This is a genomic window from Roseiconus nitratireducens, from assembly GCF_008629675.1.
In the GTDB taxonomy this organism is placed as follows: Bacteria; Planctomycetota; Planctomycetia; order Pirellulales; family Pirellulaceae; genus Stieleria; species Stieleria nitratireducens.
The window spans coordinates 13,798-35,979 of record NZ_VWOX01000026.1 but is presented as its reverse complement, the minus strand read 5'-3'; the positions used below and the strand labels follow the sequence as shown (position 1 = coordinate 35,979).

11 protein-coding genes are annotated in these 22,182 nt (G+C 61.5%); 3 read left to right on the top strand and 8 right to left on the bottom strand.

The genetic code is table 11. The annotated features are described in order from the left end of the window. Positions 1–181: 181 nt before the first annotated feature. A complete protein-coding gene (locus tag FYK55_RS26555) occupies positions 182–1,471 on the top strand; it encodes a glycosyltransferase (RefSeq protein ID WP_150079667.1) in 1,290 nt (429 codons plus the stop codon). Positions 1,472–1,580: 109 nt separating this feature from the next. On the opposite strand, the gene FYK55_RS26550 is transcribed toward FYK55_RS26555, so the two are convergent. Then, positions 1,581–3,884, bottom strand: a complete 2,304-nt coding sequence (locus FYK55_RS26550) for an FAD-dependent oxidoreductase (RefSeq protein ID WP_235909006.1) — start codon at positions 3,882–3,884, stop codon at positions 1,581–1,583. Positions 3,885–4,245: 361 nt separating this feature from the next. Between FYK55_RS26550 and accD the strand changes: the two genes are divergently transcribed. Continuing rightward, complete coding sequence (gene accD / locus FYK55_RS26545) at positions 4,246–5,148, top strand: acetyl-CoA carboxylase, carboxyltransferase subunit beta (protein ID WP_150079665.1); 903 nt, start codon at positions 4,246–4,248, stop codon at positions 5,146–5,148. Positions 5,149–5,157: 9 nt separating this feature from the next. Further along, positions 5,158–6,120 carry a serine/threonine protein kinase gene (locus tag FYK55_RS26540; RefSeq protein WP_150079664.1) on the top strand — a complete coding sequence of 321 codons (963 nt, stop codon included), beginning with the start codon at positions 5,158–5,160 and terminating at the stop codon, positions 6,118–6,120. A gap of 36 nt (positions 6,121–6,156) precedes the next feature. Here FYK55_RS26540 and FYK55_RS26535 read toward each other — a convergent pair whose 3' ends face one another. The 7 genes from FYK55_RS26535 to FYK55_RS26505 all read right to left on the bottom strand — a co-directional run bounded on the left by FYK55_RS26535 (position 6,157) and on the right by FYK55_RS26505 (position 22,144). Then, positions 6,157–6,753: a sigma-70 family RNA polymerase sigma factor gene (locus FYK55_RS26535; protein WP_150079663.1), complete on the bottom strand. Its 597-nt coding sequence runs from the start codon at positions 6,751–6,753 to the stop codon at positions 6,157–6,159. Continuing rightward, a complete protein-coding gene (locus tag FYK55_RS26530; protein ID WP_150079662.1) occupies positions 6,750–12,056 on the bottom strand; it encodes a serine/threonine-protein kinase in 5,307 nt (1,768 codons plus the stop codon). Before FYK55_RS26530 ends, FYK55_RS26535 begins: the two co-directional genes overlap by 4 nt. A 240-nt stretch (positions 12,057–12,296) precedes the next feature. After that, positions 12,297–13,661 (bottom strand): hypothetical protein, encoded by a 1,365-nt coding sequence (locus FYK55_RS26525; RefSeq protein WP_150079661.1) that lies wholly within the window; start codon positions 13,659–13,661, stop codon positions 12,297–12,299. Beyond that, a complete protein-coding gene (locus FYK55_RS26520) occupies positions 13,658–16,312 on the bottom strand; it encodes an acyltransferase (protein WP_150079660.1) in 2,655 nt (884 codons plus the stop codon). Before FYK55_RS26520 ends, FYK55_RS26525 begins: the two co-directional genes overlap by 4 nt. Before the next feature lie 35 nt (positions 16,313–16,347). Beyond that, on the bottom strand, positions 16,348–17,247 hold the full coding sequence (locus tag FYK55_RS26515; protein WP_150079659.1) for an ABC transporter ATP-binding protein: 900 nt from the start codon (positions 17,245–17,247) through the stop codon (positions 16,348–16,350). A 64-nt stretch (positions 17,248–17,311) separates the two neighbouring features. Next, positions 17,312–17,749 carry a GntR family transcriptional regulator gene (locus tag FYK55_RS26510; protein ID WP_150079658.1) on the bottom strand — a complete coding sequence of 146 codons (438 nt, stop codon included), beginning with the start codon at positions 17,747–17,749 and terminating at the stop codon, positions 17,312–17,314. Between the two features lie 303 nt (positions 17,750–18,052). Next, positions 18,053–22,144, bottom strand: coding sequence for a DUF4011 domain-containing protein (locus tag FYK55_RS26505; RefSeq protein WP_161604770.1), 4,092 nt, complete (start codon positions 22,142–22,144; stop codon positions 18,053–18,055). Positions 22,145–22,182 lie beyond the last annotated feature (38 nt).

Below are 22,182 nucleotides of genomic sequence, written 5' to 3'. Positions count from 1 at the left end.
CAAGTGGGTCTCTGCGGCCCGTCGGAGCGAGTGCCGTGCCGCGGCGACTGCAAGCGGATGTCCGAAAACGCGTTCTTTTGCAGGAGAACGGTTTGAATCACGCCGATTGGTAAAGAGAGCACGGCATCGAGCGAAGGGTCATTGGCGGCGCTTCAGCCAGCGAGAGTATTGAATCGAAGTCATGAATTTCAACGACAGCCTGCGAGTTTGCCATGTGGTCGGCGGACCTCTGCACGAAGGAGCCGCCAAGGGCGCGGTTCTTCTGCATGAGGCCCTGCTGCGCCAAGGCGTCCGGTCGCGGTTGTTGAATGACTTCGTCGAAACAGACACGACACGTCCACCCGGTCCGTTCAAACGATTGGCCCGGAGGATCGCCCGGCGTCGACGCGTCAAGCAGGAACGTCGCCAGGTCAAACGCTATCCCGAGCGCCAGAACACCTTGTTCAGCGTGGGATCACCGGGGATCGAATTGAGTCGTCACCCGGTCGTCCGGTCTAGCGACGTCGTCCATCTGCACTGGATCAACCGCGGATTCGTTCAGCTGCGGGATTTGAAACATCTTCCCCAACCGGTCGTCTGGACGCTGCGCGACATGTGGCCGCTGACCGGTGGATGCCACTACAGCATCGGTTGCTCGCGGTTTCAGCAACAGTGCGGCCGCTGTCCCCAACTGGGGTCGGACGAAGACCAGGATTTGTCGCGTCAGGTGCACCAATTGAAAGGCGAATGTTACCCGGAGAACCTTTCGATCGTCGGCATCAGCCAGTGGATCGCCGACCAGGCGCGATCCAGCAGCCTGTTGAAAGATCGCCCGATCCGCACGATTTCCAACTGCATCGATCTCAAGAACTACTACCCGGTCTCGCGGAGCGAAGCGAGGAAACGCCTGGGGTTGTCGCCCGACCGCCGGTACGTGCTGGTGGGTGCGGTTTCGCCGCAGTCCTTTTACAAGGGCTTTCAGCAGATGCAACAATCACTGCCGATGTGCAACGAGCCGTTTGAGTTGCTGATCTTCGGCGGCATGAAACGCAGCACGGTGTTGGCACCGGAACGGGCGACCCGAAGTTTCGGATACATCTCCGAGGCTTCGGTCCTCCGAGATCTCTATTCGGCGGCGGACGTCTTTTTGGCTCCGTCGATCATGGAAGCGTTCGGCAAAACGATTGCCGAATCGTTGGCCTGCGGAACCCCGGTCGTGGCGTTTGACCACAGCGGGCCGAAGGAGTTGATCGAACACGAGCGCACGGGCTACCTGGCGACGCCCTTCAAGCCCGAATCGTTGGCCGCCGGCGTCGACAACCTGTTGCGACGCCAAGCGGATCAGTCTATTCGGCCGGCGGACCTGTCCGAGCGGGCGCAGCGCTATGCGCCCGAACGCGCGGCCGAAGAATACGCCGCGCTGTATCGGGAACTGTTGGGTTCCAACGCCAACGGCGGCACCCAGGGCGGTTGGAGAGGCCGCGCCGCTTGACGCGGGATCCGGAAAAGTGGACGGGGGTCAATAGGGCAAAGCACCCGAAGCAAAGGGCCGTTCCGGCTATTCACCCCCGTCCCCTTTTCCGGCGTGGGTTGGAATGCGGCTAGCGGTCGATCTTGACCATCTGCACGGCATCGGCGTGGATCAGACCGTTGGCACCCGCGCTGCGCTGAACCACCGTCAGTTCGTCGCCGGAGTTCAGCTCCACGGTGGCGACATCGACGAATTCACCCTCTTCGCTACCGCGATAATTGACCGCGTGTGTTGTCGCCCGGTCGTTCCATCGCACTTCGACATTCGCCTTGGTCGCGCGGTTGTCAAACGGCGCCGCGCGGAGCCGTATCTGGTAGGTGCCCGGTTCTTTTGCCGTCAACACGAAGGTCGCCGTCGCTCCGGAATTGGGGCTGGCGTAACGATAGCCCCAACCGATGTAGTTGATGTCCCGAGTTCCCGAACCCCAGGAACCCTGCAGGTCGGCTTCGCGATCATCGACCACGACGCCGTCGAGCGACCGCGGATCGACACCCGAGGGAATCCCGTACGCCGGCGCCTTTGGCAGAGCGTCTTCACCGATCACGATGGGCGCCGAGGGCGTGCTGCGACGCGCCTTGCCGGGTAGCTCCAGCAATTCGAGCAATTCGTCCAGGTGGTCCTGGTAGACTTCGCGCGGCGTGCAGTCGCGAAGTGCGCAAATCGATGCGGCCTTGCCGACGACTTCGCCCATCATCCCGCAGGTCTTCATCACGCGAACGGTCCCCAAGGCCTCGTGCGTGACGCTGACGTTGCGACCGGCCATGAACAGGTTGTCAATGTTCCGGCTGTAAAAGCAACGGTAGGGAACGGGATAGCCATACATGCGGTCGACGCGTTGGTCGTGAACGGCTTTGCTGATGAACGGGTTCTGCGGGTACTTCTGGGCGTATTGTTCTTTTGGGTAGTGGAGGTCGATCGACCAGGTGCTGGGGACGCACCCGTCCGGGAAATCACGTTTGTTGACGATGTCTTCTTGAGTCAGGATCACATCGCCCAACAACCGGTTGCTTTCACGAGGCCCGCCGACGTAGGCGACCCAAGTCAGGATGGCGGTCCGGTGATCGTCCGCGCCTTCGCGATTCTTCATGGCGTTGAATGCGCCGAACACGGCGCGGAGGTTCCAGTCGCGGATGCTTTCGGCACTGCCAACGGCGTCCTTGTCGAAGCCGCTTTCCCAGAACCATTGGCCATGATGATCGCGTGGGTACGGGAAGTCTTCCATGTTCAGATCCAACGCCCAAGGTGTTTCGGGAAACTCCTGTGGCGAATCGGTTTCGTCCCAGCGCCACATGTTGCTCATTCCCATCCGTCCGTCGGGCGCCATGTCGCTGTCGGCGCCGACCCACTGGCCCAGCCACCCGTGACCGGTGCAATCGACGAACCGATCGCCGATCATGCGGGTCACCTGGCCGGTCTTGGTATTGAGCGCGTCGACCGACAGGATTCGTTTGCCCTCGGTCTTCGCATCAAAGGCGTGATGATTCAGCCACAAATCGATTTGAGGTTCGGCGCGGACGATCCGCTCTTTCTTTTCATCTTCGAATTCCTCGTAGCGGCCTGGCGACTTGGTGGCGCTGTCGGCGAACTCTTCGACAATCTCACCGATCCGCGGATACTTTCCGCGACGGATGTTGCCCATCGCCCAGACACGAACCTCGCTGGAGCCGTTGCCGCCGAGGACGCCACGGTCCTGGATCAAGGCCACGCGGCAGCCCATCCGGGCGGCGCTGATCGCGGATCCCATGCCGGCGTAGCCGCCTCCGACGACGACCAAGTCATAGGGACCCCGCTCGGCCGGTTCCTCCGGCAGGCCCAACTGCTGGCGACGCCATTGGGAAAGGATTTCGTCGGCCGGTGGCGGCGGCTGATCCAGTTCGGTGGTCAGGTAGATGCAATCGCAGCGACCGTCGAATCCGGTCAGATCGTGCAGCCGAAACTCGGTCGGTCCCGCGTCCAGCTGAACCGTCCCGCCGTCCTGCCACGCCCAGTCAGCGGATTCCGTTCCGAAGGTCGGCTCAAGCGGTTGACCATCGATCCAGATCTGGAACTTCCCCGGGGCGCCCGGAGCCTCCCAGCGTGCCACCCAATCGAAGGTCCTGGCCCACACCCGGTAGGTCCCCGGCGTGGTCACCTGAATGGTTTTCACGGCATCGTCGACGGGTCGGCCCAGACCATGTGCCAGCAGGTAGGGTGATCCCATTTGTTGGATGAATTGCGTGTCCAACTTCCAGCCGCCGAGCGCGTCGAAACTTTCCGTTTCCAGAAACAGTTCCGCGGCGTGGGCCGACCGGGCTGCGGCCAACCAGGGAGACAGCAGGAGCAGCAGGAAGGTGGCAAGTTGCCGGCCGATCGGATGAGCGTGCATGTCTGGCATGATGTTCGCGAAGTCGAGGACGTGGGGAGTCGGGAGGTGCCGTGGGAATGCTGGCAGAGCACCGCATGCGGGACGGGGTCGTTGCATTGTAGACCGCATCGAGGAAAGTGTTGCGGCGGCATCGGTTCGGCCCCCCGGCGGCGGCGGATTTGGGGCTGAGAAAATCATGGTGATCAGCTAGACTGGCCCGTCGGAGAACCGTCCCCGGTCGGCTCGGATGTTCCTCACCCGGTGCGGGCTGGACCGACGCGGGCTGAGCTGATTTGGGCCGAATGCGTGTCAGCGGAGCCGCCCGCCGTGGGGCTTGGCTTCCGTTCGCGATCGGCCCCGCGGTGTTGATTTCCTGTCGTTGCTTATCTTGATGCCCACTTCAAACCATTCCGATACCCGACGCATGGCCACCATCGATTCCGATTCAAAATCCACCATGCCAGAGCCCACGGAGTCCGCCCAGGAGCCGCCCAAGAAACGTGGCGTGCCGGAGGGGCTGTGGTTGAAGTGTCCCGGCTGTGGGACCAGCGTCTACAAGAAGGAAGTTCAGCAGCGTCTGAACGTGTGTCCGAAGTGCGAGCACCATTTTTACGTTTCCGCGATGGAGCGGATCGCGCAGGTGATCGACGACGGGACGTTCGAACCGATGAATGAACATTTGCGGCCGACCGATCCCTTGGAGTTTTCCGATCGCAAACGGTATGCCGAGCGGCTGGTCGGCGAACAAAAGCGAACCGGCTTGTCGGACGCCGCGGTGACGGGAACCGGGATGATTCGCGCCCGTCGCGTGGCCCTGGCCGTGACCGACAGCGCGTTCATCATGGGCAGCATGGGATCGGTGGTCGGCGAGCGTCTGGCCCGCTTGATTGAGCACGCGACCGCCCACAACTTGCCGTTGATCATTATCAGCGCCAGCGGGGGCGGGGCCCGCATGCACGAGGGCATCCTGTCGTTGATGCAGATGGCCAAGGTCAGCGCCGCGCTGGCTCGCTACGATCAGGCCGGAGGTCTGTTCATTAGCGTGTTGACCAATCCCACGATGGGCGGTGTCGCTGCCAGTTTTGCCTCGTTGGGCGACCTGGTGTTCGCCGAACCGAAAGCGTTGATCGGGTTCGCCGGACCACGAACGATCAAAGCCACCATCGGGATCGAACTTCCCGAAGGTTTCCAGACCAGTGAGTTTTTGCTCGAGCACGGGTACATCGATCGGATCGTTCAGCGAAAGCATCTGAAGTCCGAAATCGCCCGCGCCATCGACTATTGCGGGAAGTAACAAACGACCATGGGGATCCTGGATTCCGTCAAATCGATGTTTTCCGGCGGCAGCGGCAAGAAGTCGTCGGGACGGATCGACGTGGAGGCCCGTTTTTCGCGACAGCGCACCGCTGCCACGGGAACCATGGCGCATTTTTTCGTTGCCAAAGACTTGGCGCGGAACGACCGGCTGGTCGGCGTGAAGATCCTGGATCCCGAGAAGGTCAAGGTGTTCGAGGATCGCTTTCGCCATCTGAAGAAGCCCTCCGAGGGCGAGATCGCGCTGCAGATGCATCATCCCAACGTTGTGGAGACCTACGAGGTCGGGATGTCCACCAAGGGCCAGCCGGTGTTGATCATGGAATACATCGCCGGCCCCAGTATGCAGAACATCATCGTCAAGAAGCAGGAGGAACACGTCGCCGGAAAACGGTTGAAGCTGATCCGATCGATGTCCGAAGCGCTCAAGTATGTGCACAGCAAGGAGTTCATCCACCGAGACATCTGCCCGCGGAACTTCATCTGTCTGCCAAAAACCGAAGACGTCAAACTGATCGATTTCGGGTTGAGCGTCCCTGCGACGCCGCCTTTCATGGCTCCCGGCAATCGCACGGGAACGCCGCTGTACATGTCACCGGAAATCATTCGACGACGGGCGACCGACAAGCGGGTCGACCTGTTTTCGCTGGGCGTGACGTTCTACTGTTTGATCGCCTTTCAACACCCCTGGCAGGGCGACATCGTCAGCGGACGGGCCGCGCTCAATCATGATACCCGCCCGCCGATGGAATTGACCGAAGCGTGTCCCAACGTCGATCGATCGCTGGCGCGTTCGATCATGCAATTGATGCATCCCAAAGTCGAAATGCGAACGCCGACGATCGAGAACTTCATTCAATCGATCCGAAAGGTGGAAAGCGCCTATCAGGACGGGGCCGCGAGCCCGATCACACCGGACCTGCGTCGGGGCGAGCAGGACGACGACGATTGATCGGGATCGGGGTGGATGCATCCCGTCGTCGACCGGTCACGGTTGCTGATAGACCGACCGCAGCTTTTCCAGGGCGCGAACCCACAGCATCCGCGCGGCCGCCGGGCTGCGGCCGATCCGATCCGCGATCGCCTCGTGGGACAACCCCTCGATATGACGCAGGGTCAACACCTGACGATAGTCCTCGGGAAGCTCGTCCAGCGCGGCCGCCAGGGCCAGCAATCGTTCAGCACGGTCAACCTGCGTCTCGGCGGCCGAAGCGTCATCGACGGCCAACTGCTCCATTCGCACACTGTCGCGGTCAACCGCTGCCTGCAGTTGGACTTCGATCCCCCGTCCCCGCTTGGCCGTGCGCAGCTGATCCCGGTCTTGTCGCAGGATCGCTCGGGTCAGAATCACTCGCAACCAGGCCAACCGCTCGGCATGTGTTCGGCCGCGAAATTGATCGTGGCCACGCCACGCGTCGATCAACGCCTGCTGAACCAGATCGGATGGATCGACCCGGCCGCGGAGCCCCGCAGGCATCTGGCGTTCGGCCAACAACTTCAACCAGGGACGCAACGGTCCGATCGACCAGGTGCTGCGGAGCGACCGTTCGGCCGCTGCGGACTCGTCCTCGGGGGTCGCGTTCATGGCGCGACCGCTCGCGGTGAGAAAAACTGGCGGAGCCGTCGGGTCGCAGCCACCGGAAGACGGAGCATCCAGTACAGCTGTGCGACCAGCATCAAGCTGGTCAACAAAACGCCCGCCAAATCGGTCCAGGAGACCACATAGCGGAATCCCGGTTCTCGCGATTGAACGAACGCAAAGCCGACCATGGCGGCAAAGACCACCGGTGTTCCGACCGACAGCATCAGCCGAACGTTGCCTCCGTCCGCGTCTCGGCGATGACGTTTGGCGATCGCCAGCGTGGCCAGCGTCAACCACACGCCGACCCCGGGCAGCAACTGTGCCAACAAGCTGGGCTGGTGAATCCACCGGCTTTGCCACAGCACGATTGCCGTGCCGGCAACCACGGGGGCCAGCAGGATCCAAGCGAGACTCCAACGTCGGCGTCGCCAGCTGCGCCACAGGTAAGCCGACGGCAAAACCACCAAGCCGCCCAAGGCCAACGCTGATTTGGCCATCTCCAACATCCAAGTCGACGGGGACGGCGCCGGTGCGACGCCCTGCAATAACCGTTTGACGCGCCGCGGGTCCGGTTGGGCCGGACCGATCACAAGGGGGGCATCAACGACCGCTTCCGAATCCGAGGTGGAGGGCGGCATGGACACCAGGGCGATGCCGTCGCGAGTTGGCTGCGCGATCTCACCGGTTTCTGGATTGCAGATGCGGGGAAACAAGAACGCCTCCCGGCCGGCGATCTGGCGATCAAAAAGGATTTCTCTGGTTGACCAGTCGATGGCAACAAAGCGTCCTGAATCCAGTTCCATCCAGTTGACCGGATGTCCCGAATCATTTCGCCATTGGAAATCGCGGATGGAATTGTCGCCGTCGATTGCGACGCAGAAAAGTGGATCGGTTTCGTCGAACCGGTAGCAGGTGACCGTCAACGTTTGGAACGCGTCTGCACTAGAGTCATCAGGCCTTTGCGCGGTCGCCTCGAATCTCTCCGGGACGAGATCACCATCCAGATCATGAAACCACACGCCCTGGATCGTCTCCTCGCTTGAATACGACGCGGACACTTCAAAATCGCGTTGGCCGACGTCCAACACCTGGCACTGCGGGCGCCCCCTTCCCGTCGTCGACACGACGATGCGGGGCTCGGTCGGGTGGGCCGCCAACGCCAGGGCTCGGAATCCATAGCGACGATCGATGCTCAGCCAGTCTGACGTGTCCAGAATTTCGTGGCTTGCCAAGCGATGACCGCGCGGATCAACGAGGTGCAATTGCCTTGAATCCTTTTCATCTTCGGCCCGACCCCAATACGCGACATGAGGTTGACCATCAATCCTCACCAAATCAAACGGAACGTAGTAGTCCGAACGCTGCGCTTCTTGATGCAGATCAAGCTTCCATAGTTTTTGCCCGTCGCGACCGTTCCACGCCGTGAGTGAAAAAGAAGAATTTGCCGATGCGTCCGGTCCGATCACATCCGCAACACCGTCGCCGTTGAGATCCGCAAGACGGAGATCATCGAAGTCACTGGGATAGTTGAAGTGCGGCGCGCGCGCCAAAAACGTCGCGGACCATCGACGGCGTCCGGTCGTGATGCTGAACACCGAGAGAGTGAACGCGTCAGGGCGTTCGACGCCGAAGGGGCTGGAAAGACGGCCATCGCCAACGAGTAGCAGCCCGTTCTGATCGGGCAGGAAGTCGGCGGCAACAATGACGCCGCCAGCGATGTCGGACAGTTCCACGAGGACTTCGCCCGTTTCCGCGTCCAACAGTTCCGGCGGCTGTTCATGGCCACTCTGATCTTGCACCACGAAACAATGTTGGCCGCCCGCGACGGTGACCGGGACCGAGCGCATGTTTTGACCCGCCCGGCGTTGCCGTACCCAAACGGTGTGCAAGGTTTCCGAGTCGATGACACTCAGCCGAACCGGGTCCATTCCGATGGCCGCGATCAGATTGCGGCCGCTTTCCGTTCGCCAAGTGGAAATGACTTCGGATTCACCGAGCCGTTCGGGACGTCCATCCGGTGTTTCCATCAAACGCACGTGGTCGTCACCGATGCCGTAGGGGCCGCCGCGACGACGGTACACACGTGTGCCGCCGAGGTCATCGCCGGGGGTCGGGACCCCATCCAATCCGAGCGCGATGGCGATCGGATCGACAGAGCCCGGTCGGAACCGCACCACGGCGGATTCCAGTTCCACGTCCGTCGAATTGTCGCCGGTGACCAAATCGATTTCGACGGTTCCGTTGCCCGTCGCCACTGTGCGCAACGCATCGATTTCAGCGATCGAAACGCGATCGCCAATGACCGGCAGACGATGCCTCGCCCAAGCCAATCGTTGACCGGTACGGCCGGAGATCCAATCAACGTAGACGAAGGCGTCCCCGGTTTTTAAAGTCGCCCCCAACGTGGCCGTGTCGGATCCCGGACCTGCGATCGATGCGGTGGCCAGATCGCGAGTGCCGTCCGCGTCGATATCGGCTGTCACACCGACTCGGCTGATACACGGATCGGCGCTGCAGTAAAGTTGAGGTACTCGCGAGGCCGCCCACGACGGCCGGCCGTCGGTCGACCCGAGCAGTTGCACACCGATTTCCTGACCGTAACGCGGTCCGTGCGTGGGGACCACGATCTCGTCGATCCCGTCGTCGTTCAGGTCGGTCACCAGCGGCCAATCGTTCTGGTTTCGTCCGATGGATTCCCCCCAGTCAATTTCGGCAAGCTGCCGTTGCCACCGTTTGTCGCCCTTGATTCCGTAGGCGACAACTTGGATCCCCGAGCTGCCGACACCGGGAGTCACCTGTTGGTCAGCAGAATGGAATACCAGCAGGACCTCGTCGCCGGCGCGGGCAATCGCCGGACTGCGTGCCGGCATGAACGGAAGCTGAATAGCCGGTGTTACTTCTTGGCCCGTTCGCAGATCGTAGCGCCGACACTGATCACCACTCAGACAGACGGCCCAGTCGGTCTCGCGGCTGTGGATGAATCGCGGGGGCGAGGGAAGAGCGACGCGAAAGGGATAACCGGTCGTGCTCTGACGGACATGGAATTCGTAGATCCGGGATCTGGAGGCGCGTCGCGTGGAATCGACTCCGAAAGTCAATCCGCGATGGGAACGCAATTGGTGGCGTCCCACTTCGAACAGCCCATCGACGGGCCAAAGCGTCCCGTCGGTCGCCTTGATTTGGTGTTTAAAAGAGCGAATGACACGGCCTGTCTGTCCGCTTAAAAGCGCGAGACAGACTTCCGTCGGGGCGTTGCCACGAACATGCGCCAGCGTGGCGAGGACGTCGCTGATCTGGTCGTCGTCGAAGTCGCCGACGTCACGCAAACCGAACACGCCCGGGAACGAAAACCGACGTCGCCCACTCGGATCCGCAATCACACTTTCCTCCGACAGCCCGCCAAAGGAATACGCTCGGGACCACAGCACGTCGCCTTGATGATTGACCGCCATCAAGGCTTGTCGGTCTGTGGCCGCGACCAGCGTGTCGCCCTTGCCGTCGCCATTCAAATCGATCTTGGTTCGCAAGGCATAGACACCGCCGGCAAACAGCGAGTCGTCGTCCAGGGTTCGATGGCCATGGCGATGATCCGAAGCTTGCTGGGTGAAAGCGAAGTCGATCGGCTGACGGGATTCGTCCCCATCAGCCGTGTTGTCCGCATCGATGTCCGTCACGAGGGTGGGGACGAAGCGTCCATCCAATTCCCAATCGGCTCGGCCGTCCAACGTGATGCGGCGCATTTGGCCATCGCGTTGCCACAGGATCGCCGGCTGCCGATCACCTTGCAGCGTGACCACCAAAGCCCCGTCCAGGGAGACTTCCTTCTGATCCGATGGTTGCTGGCTCAACCGGTAATCGGACGGCATGCCGCGGGTGATCGGGACCGTCACGTCGCGGCTCCACGTGCCGCGGGTGGCAATCGTTGCGTGGTAGTCTCCCGCGGGAAGCTTTGAAAATCCCTGCATGGGCACGGCCAGTTCCACCGCGTCGTCAGCCAGGTCGGATTCGCCCAGCGGATGAAGGTAGGCAACCGACGGTGCCCCGCCGGAGCGCAAACGAAACTGTCCCAGCCGGCTCTCGTTCCAACGATTCAGGGCCGCCAAAAGGAGTGCCACGCCGGCTGCCGTGGCAACCGTGGCGGTGGCGGCGGTCCGCAACCGCCCCTGATGCTTTCGTGACCAACGAGCCGCCTTTTCAAGCACCGACAAGGGACGCGCCTGAATCGGATGGTCGTCGCGGATCGCTCGCAGATCGTCGGCCAACGCGGACGCAGTTTGGTAGCGACGGCCCGGTTCTTTGGCCATCGCCTTTTGTAACACGACCTCCAAGTCGCGGGTCAAATCGGGTCGCAGGTTCGTCAGCCGCTCCGGTTCGTCGTGTCGGATCTTGCCAATCATCTCCAGCGGATCGTCGCCTTCGAACGGTGGCCGGCCCGTGGCCAGTTCGTACAGTGTCGCCCCGAGCGAGTAAATGTCGCTGCGGTGATCGACTTCGGTGTTTCGCAGATCGGCCTGTTCCGGACTCATGTACCGCGGCGTTCCCAGCATCGTGCCGGTCATTGTCGCGCCGACGTCCACCAGTCGTCGTGCCAAGCCGAAGTCGGTCAGCCACACCCGCTGCTCGGGGTCGACGATCAGGTTGGCCGGTTTGACATCGCGATGAACCACGTCGCGCTGGTGGGCATGGTGCAACGCTTCGGCCGCCTGGATACCGACCAGCAACACTTCCTCCAGCGGCACCGGCTGATCATCCTCCCGGGCGCAAGCGATGCGGCCCGCCAGGCTTTGTCCGTCGATCTTTTGCATCGCGTACCAGCTGTGGTCCCCTTCCCTGCCGGTGGCGTACACCGGGACGATGTTGGTGTGATGCAATGCGCCGGCCGTCTCGGCTTCCCGTTGGAATCGCTCGAGTGCCTTCGGGTCGACGATGCCGAAACGCATCACCTTCAATGCGACGACGCGGTCGAGCGATTTCTCACGGGCCGAGTACACGACGCCCATGCCCCCGCGGCCCAGTTCGCTCAGAATCTCGTAGTCGCCGATTGCATCTGGCATTCCGCAGTTGGCCGGGGTGCGGTCCGGAGGCTGCACGTCGAACGCCTGCTCCTCGGTGCGGCCGAACAGATCGGCACTGTCCAGCCACGCCGCCAGACGGTCGGCGTGCTGGGGATGCAGAGCCAACCATTGTTCGCGACTGACCGCCGTCCCCTGCTGACGCTCGGTCAGGTACCGATCCAGTAACTCAGCGAGCTCCACCTCCAGGGTGGGGTCGAGCGTCTCGTCGCGTTGTGGCTGGGAAGCAGACATTTTCGGCGTCAGTCAAAGTCAAAATGGATGAGTCTATTTTGACAGAGACGAACGGCCCGGGCGCGCAACGCAAAAAATGCGTCGGTCTTCTGAAAAGTGGCTATAGCAGCGGGTCGGTGATCGATCGTCGGCTTTCACTCCGTGAAAGCTGCGTTGATTCCTGCTGCTTTTGCGGAGCAAAAGGCGACGTTGCAGAAAAACCGGGCTGAAAGTCAGAGCTTCGGGCGTTTCAGGCAGCGTCTAGCGAATGCGAACCCGATGGAATCGCCAGTTCCGATACACCGGGACCGGCAACTTCAACCCCACCTCGCCTTCGACGGTGTTGCTCAGCCACGCATCCTGCCCGTCGACTTCGTACCCGAAGGACGATCCGAATACGTTTTGGGTTTCGGACACCGGCAATCCGACCTTCGAAAGCTGGGAAAGGCTGTCCGGGAAGGAGCCGTTCTCGAGCTCGTATTGAGCGATTGCGACCCCGGTCCGCGCCAGTCTTTGTCGATTCAGATGCAACCAGTCGGCGTAGACGATCGAATCGGTGAATGAAAAGGAGCGGGCTCGCTGATCGGCGTCCGTGGTGAACGGAATCTGCAGCAACGTGTCCAACTCACCCAGGCCCACAACAACTTGCGGGTCAATTCCGTCGGCACCGCGAAGGACCCGGCTTGGACGGGTGACATCGATCCGCTCCATTTGCTCCTGGTGAGATCGCAGGAACGCGAGCCGATTGGAAGGCGCGGTGGCAAAGTCATCCAGCACGCCGTCGGAATAGCTCTCAAACCGTTCACCGTTCCTCAGCCAGCGGGCGTGATCGAGCAGGTTCGCTTCGGCGGCCTGTTTCGCGCGGCCATTCAGGTCCATGGGAGAGGACAGCAATGTCTGCAGTTGCTGCAGCTGCTCTTCATTCCAGATTCCCGAGGAAAGCGACCACAGCACAGAGTCGAACAGCATGCGATAGCATTGCAAGCGTGTGTTCTCGAAATAGACAAATCCCGGAGGAATCGGCTTCTCGAATGCCTGGTGTAGCCGACGCAGCGCTGCCAAAGCCCGGTCCGGTTCGGATTGCCGGACGGCATCCTGAAATTCCAATCGTAACACGTTGGCGAGCGACCGAAATTCGGCAATGTCGCTCCAAGACTCTCCCCTGTTGTCCAGCGCCAGCGGAAGCCAGAACGGCTTTGCGTCAAAATCCAGGTCATCGAAGGCGCGGAGGACCGGCTGAGCATCGGAGGCGAACCGCTGAACGAACGGTGCCAGCGGCCAGTCGGCATCCGCAAGCGGTCCAGACAGATCAATCCGCTCTTCGATTCGTTCTTCATCCGCCAGCAACAGCTCGCGATAGGTGTCGCACAGCGAAGTGCTGGCGTGAACGACTTCGCGGAAAGCGGCGGTCTGTGCGGCGGAGGTTTGCGATTCGTAGCGATGGGCGATCGGCGAGGGTGCCGCCATCGTTTTGCTTCCAAACTCGTCCGCCATCAAAGGCTCGATCTGACCCTGACCAATTTGCCAACGCACGGCCGATCCGACCAGCAACAGGATCAACAAGGTGATCGGTGTCAGAACCACGCCATACAGGGTCAAATCGCGAGAGGTAGCCGGTGCGTTCATCGGATCGGTTCCGTGGGAGTGATTTGATTGTTGGCTGCGATCGAATCACGCAGCGACAGCGTGTCGGCAGATCCGGACGGATCCGCATTGGACGCTTCGGGCTCGGACGCCTGGCTGCCCGGCGTCGCGGTTGGCTCGGAGGGTGCACTTTCGGATGTGATGCCCGGAGCCGGCGAAGTCGTGTCATCACCCGCTTGCAGAAACTCCGCCACATCGACGTATTCCCAGGCTCGACCCCAAAGCTGGCCGGGACCGGCGAAGTAGTTTTCACCCATCGTGGCCGCCGCCGGCAGTTGGCGGAATCGGTCACTGTACTGGCTGGATTCGAACACGCCTTTGGGACTTGCCAGCGAGTGCAATCGGCGTCGCCAAGAACCATCATCGGACCGATTCTTGCTCGCTTGAATACCGTCCAGCGCTGCCAACACGAAGGATTCGTACAGCGGTTCGTCCAACCACGCGACCAGACCACGGGGCATGGTTTCCAGGGCGGCGACATGGTCTCGCGATGATCGTGACTGCGGGTCCTGGCGCTGAACCCAGGAAGCCAGGACGGCCCGTCGCCGGGCGGCGGCGCGAGAGGCCGGTGTGCCGATCGAGGCAACCGCCGACCGAACCGCGGGTGCGTCGCGATGCGGCCTCATCTCCGGTGTGCGCAACGTCTCGATCAAAGTCACCTCCAAACGATCGGCGATTTCTTGTTGCGCGACCTGTCGACTGCGACGCAGACCCTTCAACAGAACCGAAGCGGTATCCAGCCAGGGAGCAAACCGCTCGAAAGATTCCGCGTCATTGTCTTGCCGCCAACGCATCCGATGCAGGACAAACGCCGATTGGAACCGGTCGAGGGCGTAGAAGTCACCCTGAAGTGGAAACGACCCTTGCCGCAATGTTTCCAGGCCGTTGATCCACTGTCGCGGGTCCTGGGAGTTGGCGTTCAGGCTGTTGCGAATCTTCTCGATCAGGTCTTTCTGGCTGTCCGGAACGAGCGTGCGTTCGGCATTGCTTCTCCAATCCAAGAACATCAACTGGACCGGAGAGGCGGTTTGGCGACGGGCTGAATGCGCCTCGGCAAGCAGCGTGTTGCGCTGCTCGGCAGTCATCCCGGGAACGCCCCGGACAAAGGCGATGGCAAAGACGATCGGAACGATCACCATGGCTGCCACGACGCCTGCCGCGACAACAAATGCCAGCGGGCGATCCGTGGCGTCCATGTACCGTCGCATCACCACTCGCGTCGCCAGCAGCGGTAGCAGACTGACGATCACCAGTGCCGCCGTCGGCAAGGCAAGTTGAGTGTAGGCGGTCAGCAGCCAAACGGTGACGATGACGGAAATGATCGGCCCCAGAATCACCGCCAGCAGCAGTGTTCGGACGAGCTGGCTGACCCACTGCGAAACGCTGTAGAACAGAAACACCACGGCGGCAACGGTGATCAGGCTGGGAACGGGCGTGCGGTCGCGGTCCCATCCGCCTACGGTGGTCAACGCCCAGCCGGCGTACAGCAGCAAGCCCGTGGCCAGGATTGCGACGGGAATTGCGTGCCGAGCGTAGTACACCGTCTGAGGCGTGATGCCTCGATCGGCCAGGAAGCGAATCTGCTCGATGGCACCGTCCTGCTTGAACACCGCCGTTCCCAACCAACACACCGCCAGCGGCGCCAGCAAGGTGACAAAAGGCAAGAACTGGTCGATGCCGCGAAGTCGCGAATCGATGCTGCACAGACGGATGAATGCCAGCAGACTGACGAGCAACATTGCCACCAACAGCACCAGCATCCCGCGTCGTGACTCAATCGATTGCCACACCAGCGCCGCAACCCGGGTGCCGAATCGGGGCGCCGTTTCGTCGACGGATGCGTCGGCCGAGGAGCGTCGGGGAAGTTCCAACAGCGGCACAGCCGCGGGAGCCCGCTCCGGGCCGAGGGCCCGCATCGCGGCGCGATAGCTTAACGGTGCCATCACCGCGATTCCCAACAGCGTGAAGACACCGATCAACACATCGTAGGTGCCCGACATCATCGGTCGGTCGTTGTAGGCGGCGATCAACCCGACCGCAATCATCGGTGCAAACGCCAGCGGGATCAGTAGAATCAACGCGTAGAACGTGTGCCGAATTCGCCAGGAGACGTAGAAGCCGGACAGCAACACATAGATCGAATGCACCATCCAGATCGGATAGCTGATCGGATTGTCCGAGTGCGAGGGACGCTGGCCGATCGTCCAATTGGCGTCGTGGGGATTGCCCAGGCCGAACAGGGCGATCCCGACAGCCACCACGCACCACATCAGTGCCAGTCCGGCGAAAGCCACCGAAAGCTTGGTGCTCAACAATCGCTTGGCCGAGATCGGCAACAAGGCCAGCCATTCCATCGTCCGCAGCGAACGTTCCTGGCCGACCATCAACGGACCGGCGCCGGTCGCGAATAGTCCCGGAAAGACCAGCAACACGACTTCGTCGGGCAGCCAGAATCCTCCCGGATTGACGATCGCCGTGCTGATCACGTTCATGATCAGGATCAAGCCGGCGACGATGATCAGCAACATGATCAGGGGCGCAAGCTGTTTGCTTTCCTTCCACCAGAACCAGGCGGTCGACGAAGACCGATCCGGGACGGTGCGTGTCGTTTCGATGATGGTGTCGCTACTCATGAACTTGCCACAGTGGTGTTTCCGCCCAGCCCCTTTCAGACCGCTTGAAGCTCGCCCGTGCAGGCGACAAAGATTTCTTCCAATGATGCCACCCGCGTGCGCACGTCCGTCACGCCCGGGCTCGATCGCCACGCTTGAATCATCTCGGGATCCAATCCGCGGACAAACCATTGCCGCGAACGTCCCGACGTTTCTTCCGTCAACACCTCCGCCGGCTCCGGCGGTGGAGCAATGGCCCGTAACGGATCATCGGTATCGATGATGACCTCATGAATCGACTCGCGCAGTTCCGACAGTTGGCCGTGCAAGCGGATGCGACCCCGGTGCAGAATCGCGATCGTGTCGGCCACCCGTTCGACTTCGCTGATCTGATGGCTGGATAAAAACACGGTGCGGCCCGTGGCCGCCCGATCGATCATCGATTCCAAGAAGCTGCGTCGAACTTTGGGGTCCAGTCCGCTGGTCGGTTCATCCAGGATCAACACGGCGGGATCGTGCGCCAGCGCCAAGGACAACGCGACCTTGGCCCGCTGTCCCTTGGAGAGGTGTCGGATCTTTTGTTCCGGACGGACGTCGTACCGCCGGATCGCCGCTTCGTATTGCGGCAGAAACGTCTGGTCGTAGAACGACGCCGTGAAACCGCCGATCTGCGCCACCGTCATCCAGTCGTACAGGGCGGGCGCGTCGCTGACGTAGCCGATTTGGCGACGGACGGCTTGCGGGTCACGCAACGGGTCAATGCCGCAAACCGTGCAGCTTCCACTGGTCGGTTCCTGGAAGCCGGTCAAGATGCGAATCAAGGTGGTCTTTCCGGCGCCGTTCTCACCCAACAGAGCGAAGACCGTTCCGGGCTGGATCGAGAGATCGACTCCCATCAGCGCGTCACAGCGGCGGAAATGCATGGTCAATGCATCGGTGGTAATGACAGGGTCCATTTCGGCGGCTTTGGGGACGAGGGATGCAGAGGAGTACAAGCAACGCGACGGGCGAAAACGGCGGCTAGTCGGATCCCGCCTGGTGTTCGGCGTCCGTCGCGGCGGCCAGGACGGCGGGCGGTTGCTGACAGAGCGCGCGGAGGTGTTCGTCGACGAAGGTCTTGATTTGGGCTTTGGAGAGCCCGGCATTCCAGGCTTCGCCGAGTACGCCGCCGATACGTTCACGGAGCACCGCTTCGCGCTCCTGGCGGCACAGCGCGACGGCCTCTTCCCGCACCACCATGCCCCGCCCGCGCAGCGACTCGACCACGCCATCGGTCTGCAGCTGACCGAAGGCGCGGGCGACCGTATTGGGGTTCAACGCGACCTGGCCGCTGAGTGCCCGGACGCTCGGCAGCAACTGGCCGGGCCGAAGGGTGCCCGCGGCGATCGCAAACTTGACCTGGCGGACGAGCTGCAAATAGATCGCGACATCGCTTTGTACGTCGACCGAAAAGAACATGGCGAAAGCCTCTAGACCCTGTTTGAAAAGTCGTGAAACCCCGTCGCTGCCGTCGCGTTTGCGGCGTCAAGCCACGCTTTTTCAAGCGTCGCTGCACGTTTTCCGACAAAGCCCGAAGGAGGGGCTGGTCGGAGGTCCAACCTTTCAAGTGAATGAGTGTGCTAGATAGATAGTACGGTAGGCGCTCCGGGCCGTCAAGCTTTTTGTCCGCAAAAAAGTTTCGCCCGCGGCTGCGCCCCGCCAACGCGATCCGGCGCCCGAGCGTCCCGGTCGATCCGCAGGTGCCACCGTTGGAAACGCGTGTCAGGCAGAGGCTTGATCGATCGCGGCGAGCACACCGCGGAGACTTCCGGCCGGATCACGGAACCAGTCCAGACTCCAGATCCGGTGCAGCTTCCAGCCGCGTTCGCGCAGCACTTGGATTCGAATGCGATCTCGATCTCGGGCGCTCGGGGCTGAGTGGTAGCTGCGCCCGTCACACTCGATTCCCAACAGATAGCGGTGGGAGTTCTGCGGGTCGACGATCGCCAGATCGACGTCAAATCCCGCTTCGCCGATCGGGCCGCGAACCACAAAACCGCGTTCCCGCAGCGCGAAAGCGACCTGTCGTTCGAACTCCGAACGGAATTCAACCACTTGGCTCGATTTGCTTTCCAGTGTTCCCCGCTGCGCAAACGTTAAGAACTGTTTCAATGCCTGGACGCCTCTCGCGTCGCTCCGCGCCAGGTCGATGTCGTCGCCCTGGATCGATGAAAAGACTTCGCAGCGTTTGCGAGCCCGTGTGATCAAGACGTTCAATCGGCGATGACCACCGTCATAGTTCAGCGGACCAAAGTTCATGGTCAGCTCGCCGGATGCATCGCGTCCGTAACCGACGGAAATGAAGATCACGTCGCGTTCATCACCCTGGATGTTTTCCAAGTTCTTGACGAAAAACGGTTCCAGCCCGGTTTCGGCAAAGAAAGATTCCAGCTCGGGATGCTGTCGGCGGCGCAGTTCCAATTGCTGGAGGATCGCGTCTCGTTGCGAAACCGAAAAGGCGCCGACTCCCAACGTCGCATCGGGATGGTTGCCGGCGTGTGCCATCACGGCGTCGGCAACCGCGGCCGCTTCGATCGCGTTGACGCTGGTTCCCCCGCGATCGTAGATCGCATCGGGAACCCATCGGAATTGCAAACCTGATTCACGACGCTGATCCGACGGTGTCGGCACGACGAACAATCGCCCGTCGTAGAAGGCCCGATTGGAAACAGCGATCAGCGATGGATGGTGACTGCGGTAATGCCAGCGCAGCATTCGGGCGGGCATGTTCTTGGACTCACACAATCCCAACACACTCTCCAAGTCCGACACGTGCTGTTGCTGGGGGAATGCCAAATCATCATCCACACCGCTCTTCTGAAAAAACGTCGTCGGCGGCAATTGCATTTCATCACCGACGACGACCATCTGTCGGCAGCGCGCGATCGCACCGATTGCGTCGCACGGCCGAACCTGACTGGCTTCGTCGATCAGCAGCAGATCGAAAGTTGCCGCGCCGGGTGCCAGATAGCGGGCCACCGACATGGGGCTCATCATGAAAACCGGTTTGATCGATTGAATCTCGTTCCCCGCCGCCTCAATCAGATTGCGAAGTGGAAGGTGCCGAGCCTTTTTATTCATTTCGTGACGCAGCACATCCATCCCGTCGGAATGAGTCGTCTGGGGCAATTGCGTTTGATGCTTTGCCGCCACTTGCCTTCGGGCCAGTTCGATTCGCTCCATGTCCAACCGACAGAACCGATCCAGAACTTTTTCGTGGGCCGCTCCGTCAAAGCTGGCCAGGTCAGGGAACTCGGCGAAGGCTTCCCGGAGCAGGGTCTCGTGATAGGCGCGATCGAACGTGTCGACGACGGCGTCGGCGGCAAGTTGGCCGGATCGAACCTGCTCGGCTAACTCCTCCAATCCTTCTCCGCAAATCCGCTGGTGTTCGTGATGGTATCGGATCCACGCGGAAATCTTTTCGGGCTCATCTCGCCACTGTTCGAATCTCGCCAGCCACTGCGACAGCAAAACGTCGGCGATTTGATCGACACCGAATGCCACCTTCAAGTCCAATTGCAGTTGCTCACGGAGCGAATGCAATCCATCGTGGACGGGATCGAACAGGGACCGAAGGGTCCGGTTTGGGTCCTCCAGCACCGAGACTTGCTCCAGTCTTGAAAAGGCACCGAAGAATTCGCGGCCGGCTCCAGCGCGGCGGCACGAATCGATCCACCGCGAGATTGCATCCAATGCGTCCCAGTCCGAGTCGACGTCCTGAAAGAACGTCCCGAAGGCTTGCTTCGCCAAGCCACTCCGCCGCATCGTTTCCAGGGCCTCCTGGCCTTCGATCAGCCGGTCCAACAGGTCCAAACAATCGTCCAATGCTTTCGGGGCGGTGTCGGTCATCAGCCCGTCCAGCGTCGACACGGCACGCCGATAGTCGCTGCGGAACCACCGCAGCCAAGATCGTCCGTAAGTCTTCAGGTCTCGCCGAGTTTGACGGACGTCGGTCTGCCATGCTTCGCCGGTGACGAGATCGCGCAGGTCATGCCAACGCTCTGATCCGATCCGGCCGGCGTCAAGGATCCGTTCGATTGTCGGCCGTGGATCGTCTTCCCAGACGTCGTGGGACACAGCGCGGCGGTCCATCGGGGGCGCGTCGATCATCCGTTGGGCGATTTCCTGCAGCGCATGCGCCTGATTCAACGTCAGCGGTCGCGACAGTGCCAACTGCCTTTGCAGCTCGTCGGCCGCGGCATTCAACTTCCGCAAAGGTAGCTCGACGGCGTCGACCTTTTGCAGCAACGCAACGATGTCCGACGGCAGCGCGGCATCCAGGCGGCAACCACGCCAGGGGTGCCATTGCGGAGGCCCGGTCTCGCCCAAGCGGGCGACCAGGACACCCAGTAGTTGCTTTTTACGCTGCATCTGGAACGAATTCCAATGGACAGCGGAGTCTAGATGAAACGCGTTGGCAGCCACGTCCTGGGCGTTCAGTCGGACCAGTTGGCCGACCACGTCGAAGGGCGTTTGTCCGGTCGACGCCATCGGTGCGTGCATCGCGTCGGAGTGCCGGTTCAATCGATCCCGGTCGATTGCCAACGCAGCCGCTTGCCGCTCCGCCGACGCGACCGTGACGGGGCGCGTGTTGAGCGTCCGATCCAAGTCTTCCAGCACTTCGCGTTTGTTCGCTTTGTGGCTGTGAAGTTCCAGGCACAGGTGCCCCAATCGGATTTCGTCCAATCGTCGTTTGACGACTTCCAACGCCGCCATCTTTTCGGCCACGAACAGGATCCGCTTCCCTGCTTGGACAGCCGAGGCGATCGTGTTGGCGATCGTTTGGCTTTTGCCGGTGCCCGGCGGCCCCTGGACGACCAGGTTGGTTCCGCACTTGGCTTCTTCGATGACCAGCATCTGGGAGCTGTCGGCATCCAGGACGTGAAACATCTCGGCGGGTGAAACGATCCGATCAACCGAATCATTCTCGTCAAACAGTGTCACGCCGGAGGGGAATCCGTCGCCCAACAGGGCCTGGATCAAAGGGTGTCGATCGATCGGTTGATCGGCCGGCCAGAGGTCCGGATCCAGATCCCGGTACATCAAGAACTTGGAGAACGAGTAGCACCACAGCACCATGTCGTTGGGAATCACCTCCCAACCTCGGCGGCCGGCGACGGCTCGGCGAACGGATTCAAAGTACGATTCGGTTGGCGACGCATCCGGCGCGAGCGCGGGGCTGCCCTCCGACCAGTCCGGAACATCCGGAAGGGTCAATTGAAAGTCGATGCGGAGCTTCTCCTGCAGCGACAGGTTCGTTGAAACCTCTTCGTCCAGACATTCCAGCCGGAATCGGCAACCCGCGTTTTGCCGCCGCAGTTGAACGGGAATCAAGATCAGGGGTGCGTACCGCGGATCACTGCCGTCATCGGATTCGCACCACTTCAGGAAACCGGCCGCAAGGTACAACACGTTGGTGCCGTGTTCCTGCTGGTGGGTGCGCGCATCGTAAAACAAACGCAGCAGTTGCGATTGCAGCCGACCGCTGTCCAAATCGGTCTGAAGTCGCCGGTCTTGGTGCCGCGCCGCTGGCTCTCCCTCCTGGGGTTGCTCCAGGATCGGTGTCGACCCGGATGGTGGTTCGTTCCCTGGCAGCGGCGCTGCCCGCGAAGGGGCGCGGCGAGGATCGAAGGTCATCGACTTGCGTTGGACAACCAGCAAGCGAAAGACTTCCGAAGTCCGTTCGTTAACAATTTCCAATCGGCTTGATGGCGCGGAGCTTCGCGAAGTGCTGATCAACCGATTGCGGGCGGTCAGGTCCAATTGATCCAGCCGAGCGTTGGCCAGTTGATCCAGGATGCGAGCGTGTGTCATAGAAGCGTCCGCACGGAAAGATTCGACCACCAGGAAGC

Excerpts from the sequence above, each read along its gene's own strand:
- FYK55_RS26510 (WP_150079658.1), bottom strand. The coding sequence starts at position 17,749 with ATGTTCTTTTCGGTCGACGTACAAAGCGATGTCGCGATCTATTTGCAG.
- FYK55_RS26555 (WP_150079667.1), top strand. The coding sequence starts at position 182 with ATGAATTTCAACGACAGCCTGCGAGTTTGCCATGTGGTCGGCGGACCT.
- FYK55_RS26520 (WP_150079660.1), bottom strand. The coding sequence starts at position 16,312 with ATGAGTAGCGACACCATCATCGAAACGACACGCACCGTCCCGGATCGG.
- FYK55_RS26525 (WP_150079661.1), bottom strand. The coding sequence starts at position 13,661 with ATGAACGCACCGGCTACCTCTCGCGATTTGACCCTGTATGGCGTGGTT.
- accD (WP_150079665.1), top strand. The coding sequence starts at position 4,246 with ATGCCCACTTCAAACCATTCCGATACCCGACGCATGGCCACCATCGAT.
- FYK55_RS26530 (WP_150079662.1), bottom strand. The coding sequence starts at position 12,056 with ATGTCTGCTTCCCAGCCACAACGCGACGAGACGCTCGACCCCACCCTG.
- FYK55_RS26515 (WP_150079659.1), bottom strand. The coding sequence starts at position 17,247 with ATGGACCCTGTCATTACCACCGATGCATTGACCATGCATTTCCGCCGC.
- FYK55_RS26535 (WP_150079663.1), bottom strand. The coding sequence starts at position 6,753 with ATGAACGCGACCCCCGAGGACGAGTCCGCAGCGGCCGAACGGTCGCTC.
- FYK55_RS26505 (WP_161604770.1), bottom strand. The coding sequence starts at position 22,144 with ATGACACACGCTCGCATCCTGGATCAACTGGCCAACGCTCGGCTGGAT.
- FYK55_RS26550 (WP_235909006.1), bottom strand. The coding sequence starts at position 3,884 with ATGCCAGACATGCACGCTCATCCGATCGGCCGGCAACTTGCCACCTTC.
- FYK55_RS26540 (WP_150079664.1), top strand. The coding sequence starts at position 5,158 with ATGGGGATCCTGGATTCCGTCAAATCGATGTTTTCCGGCGGCAGCGGC.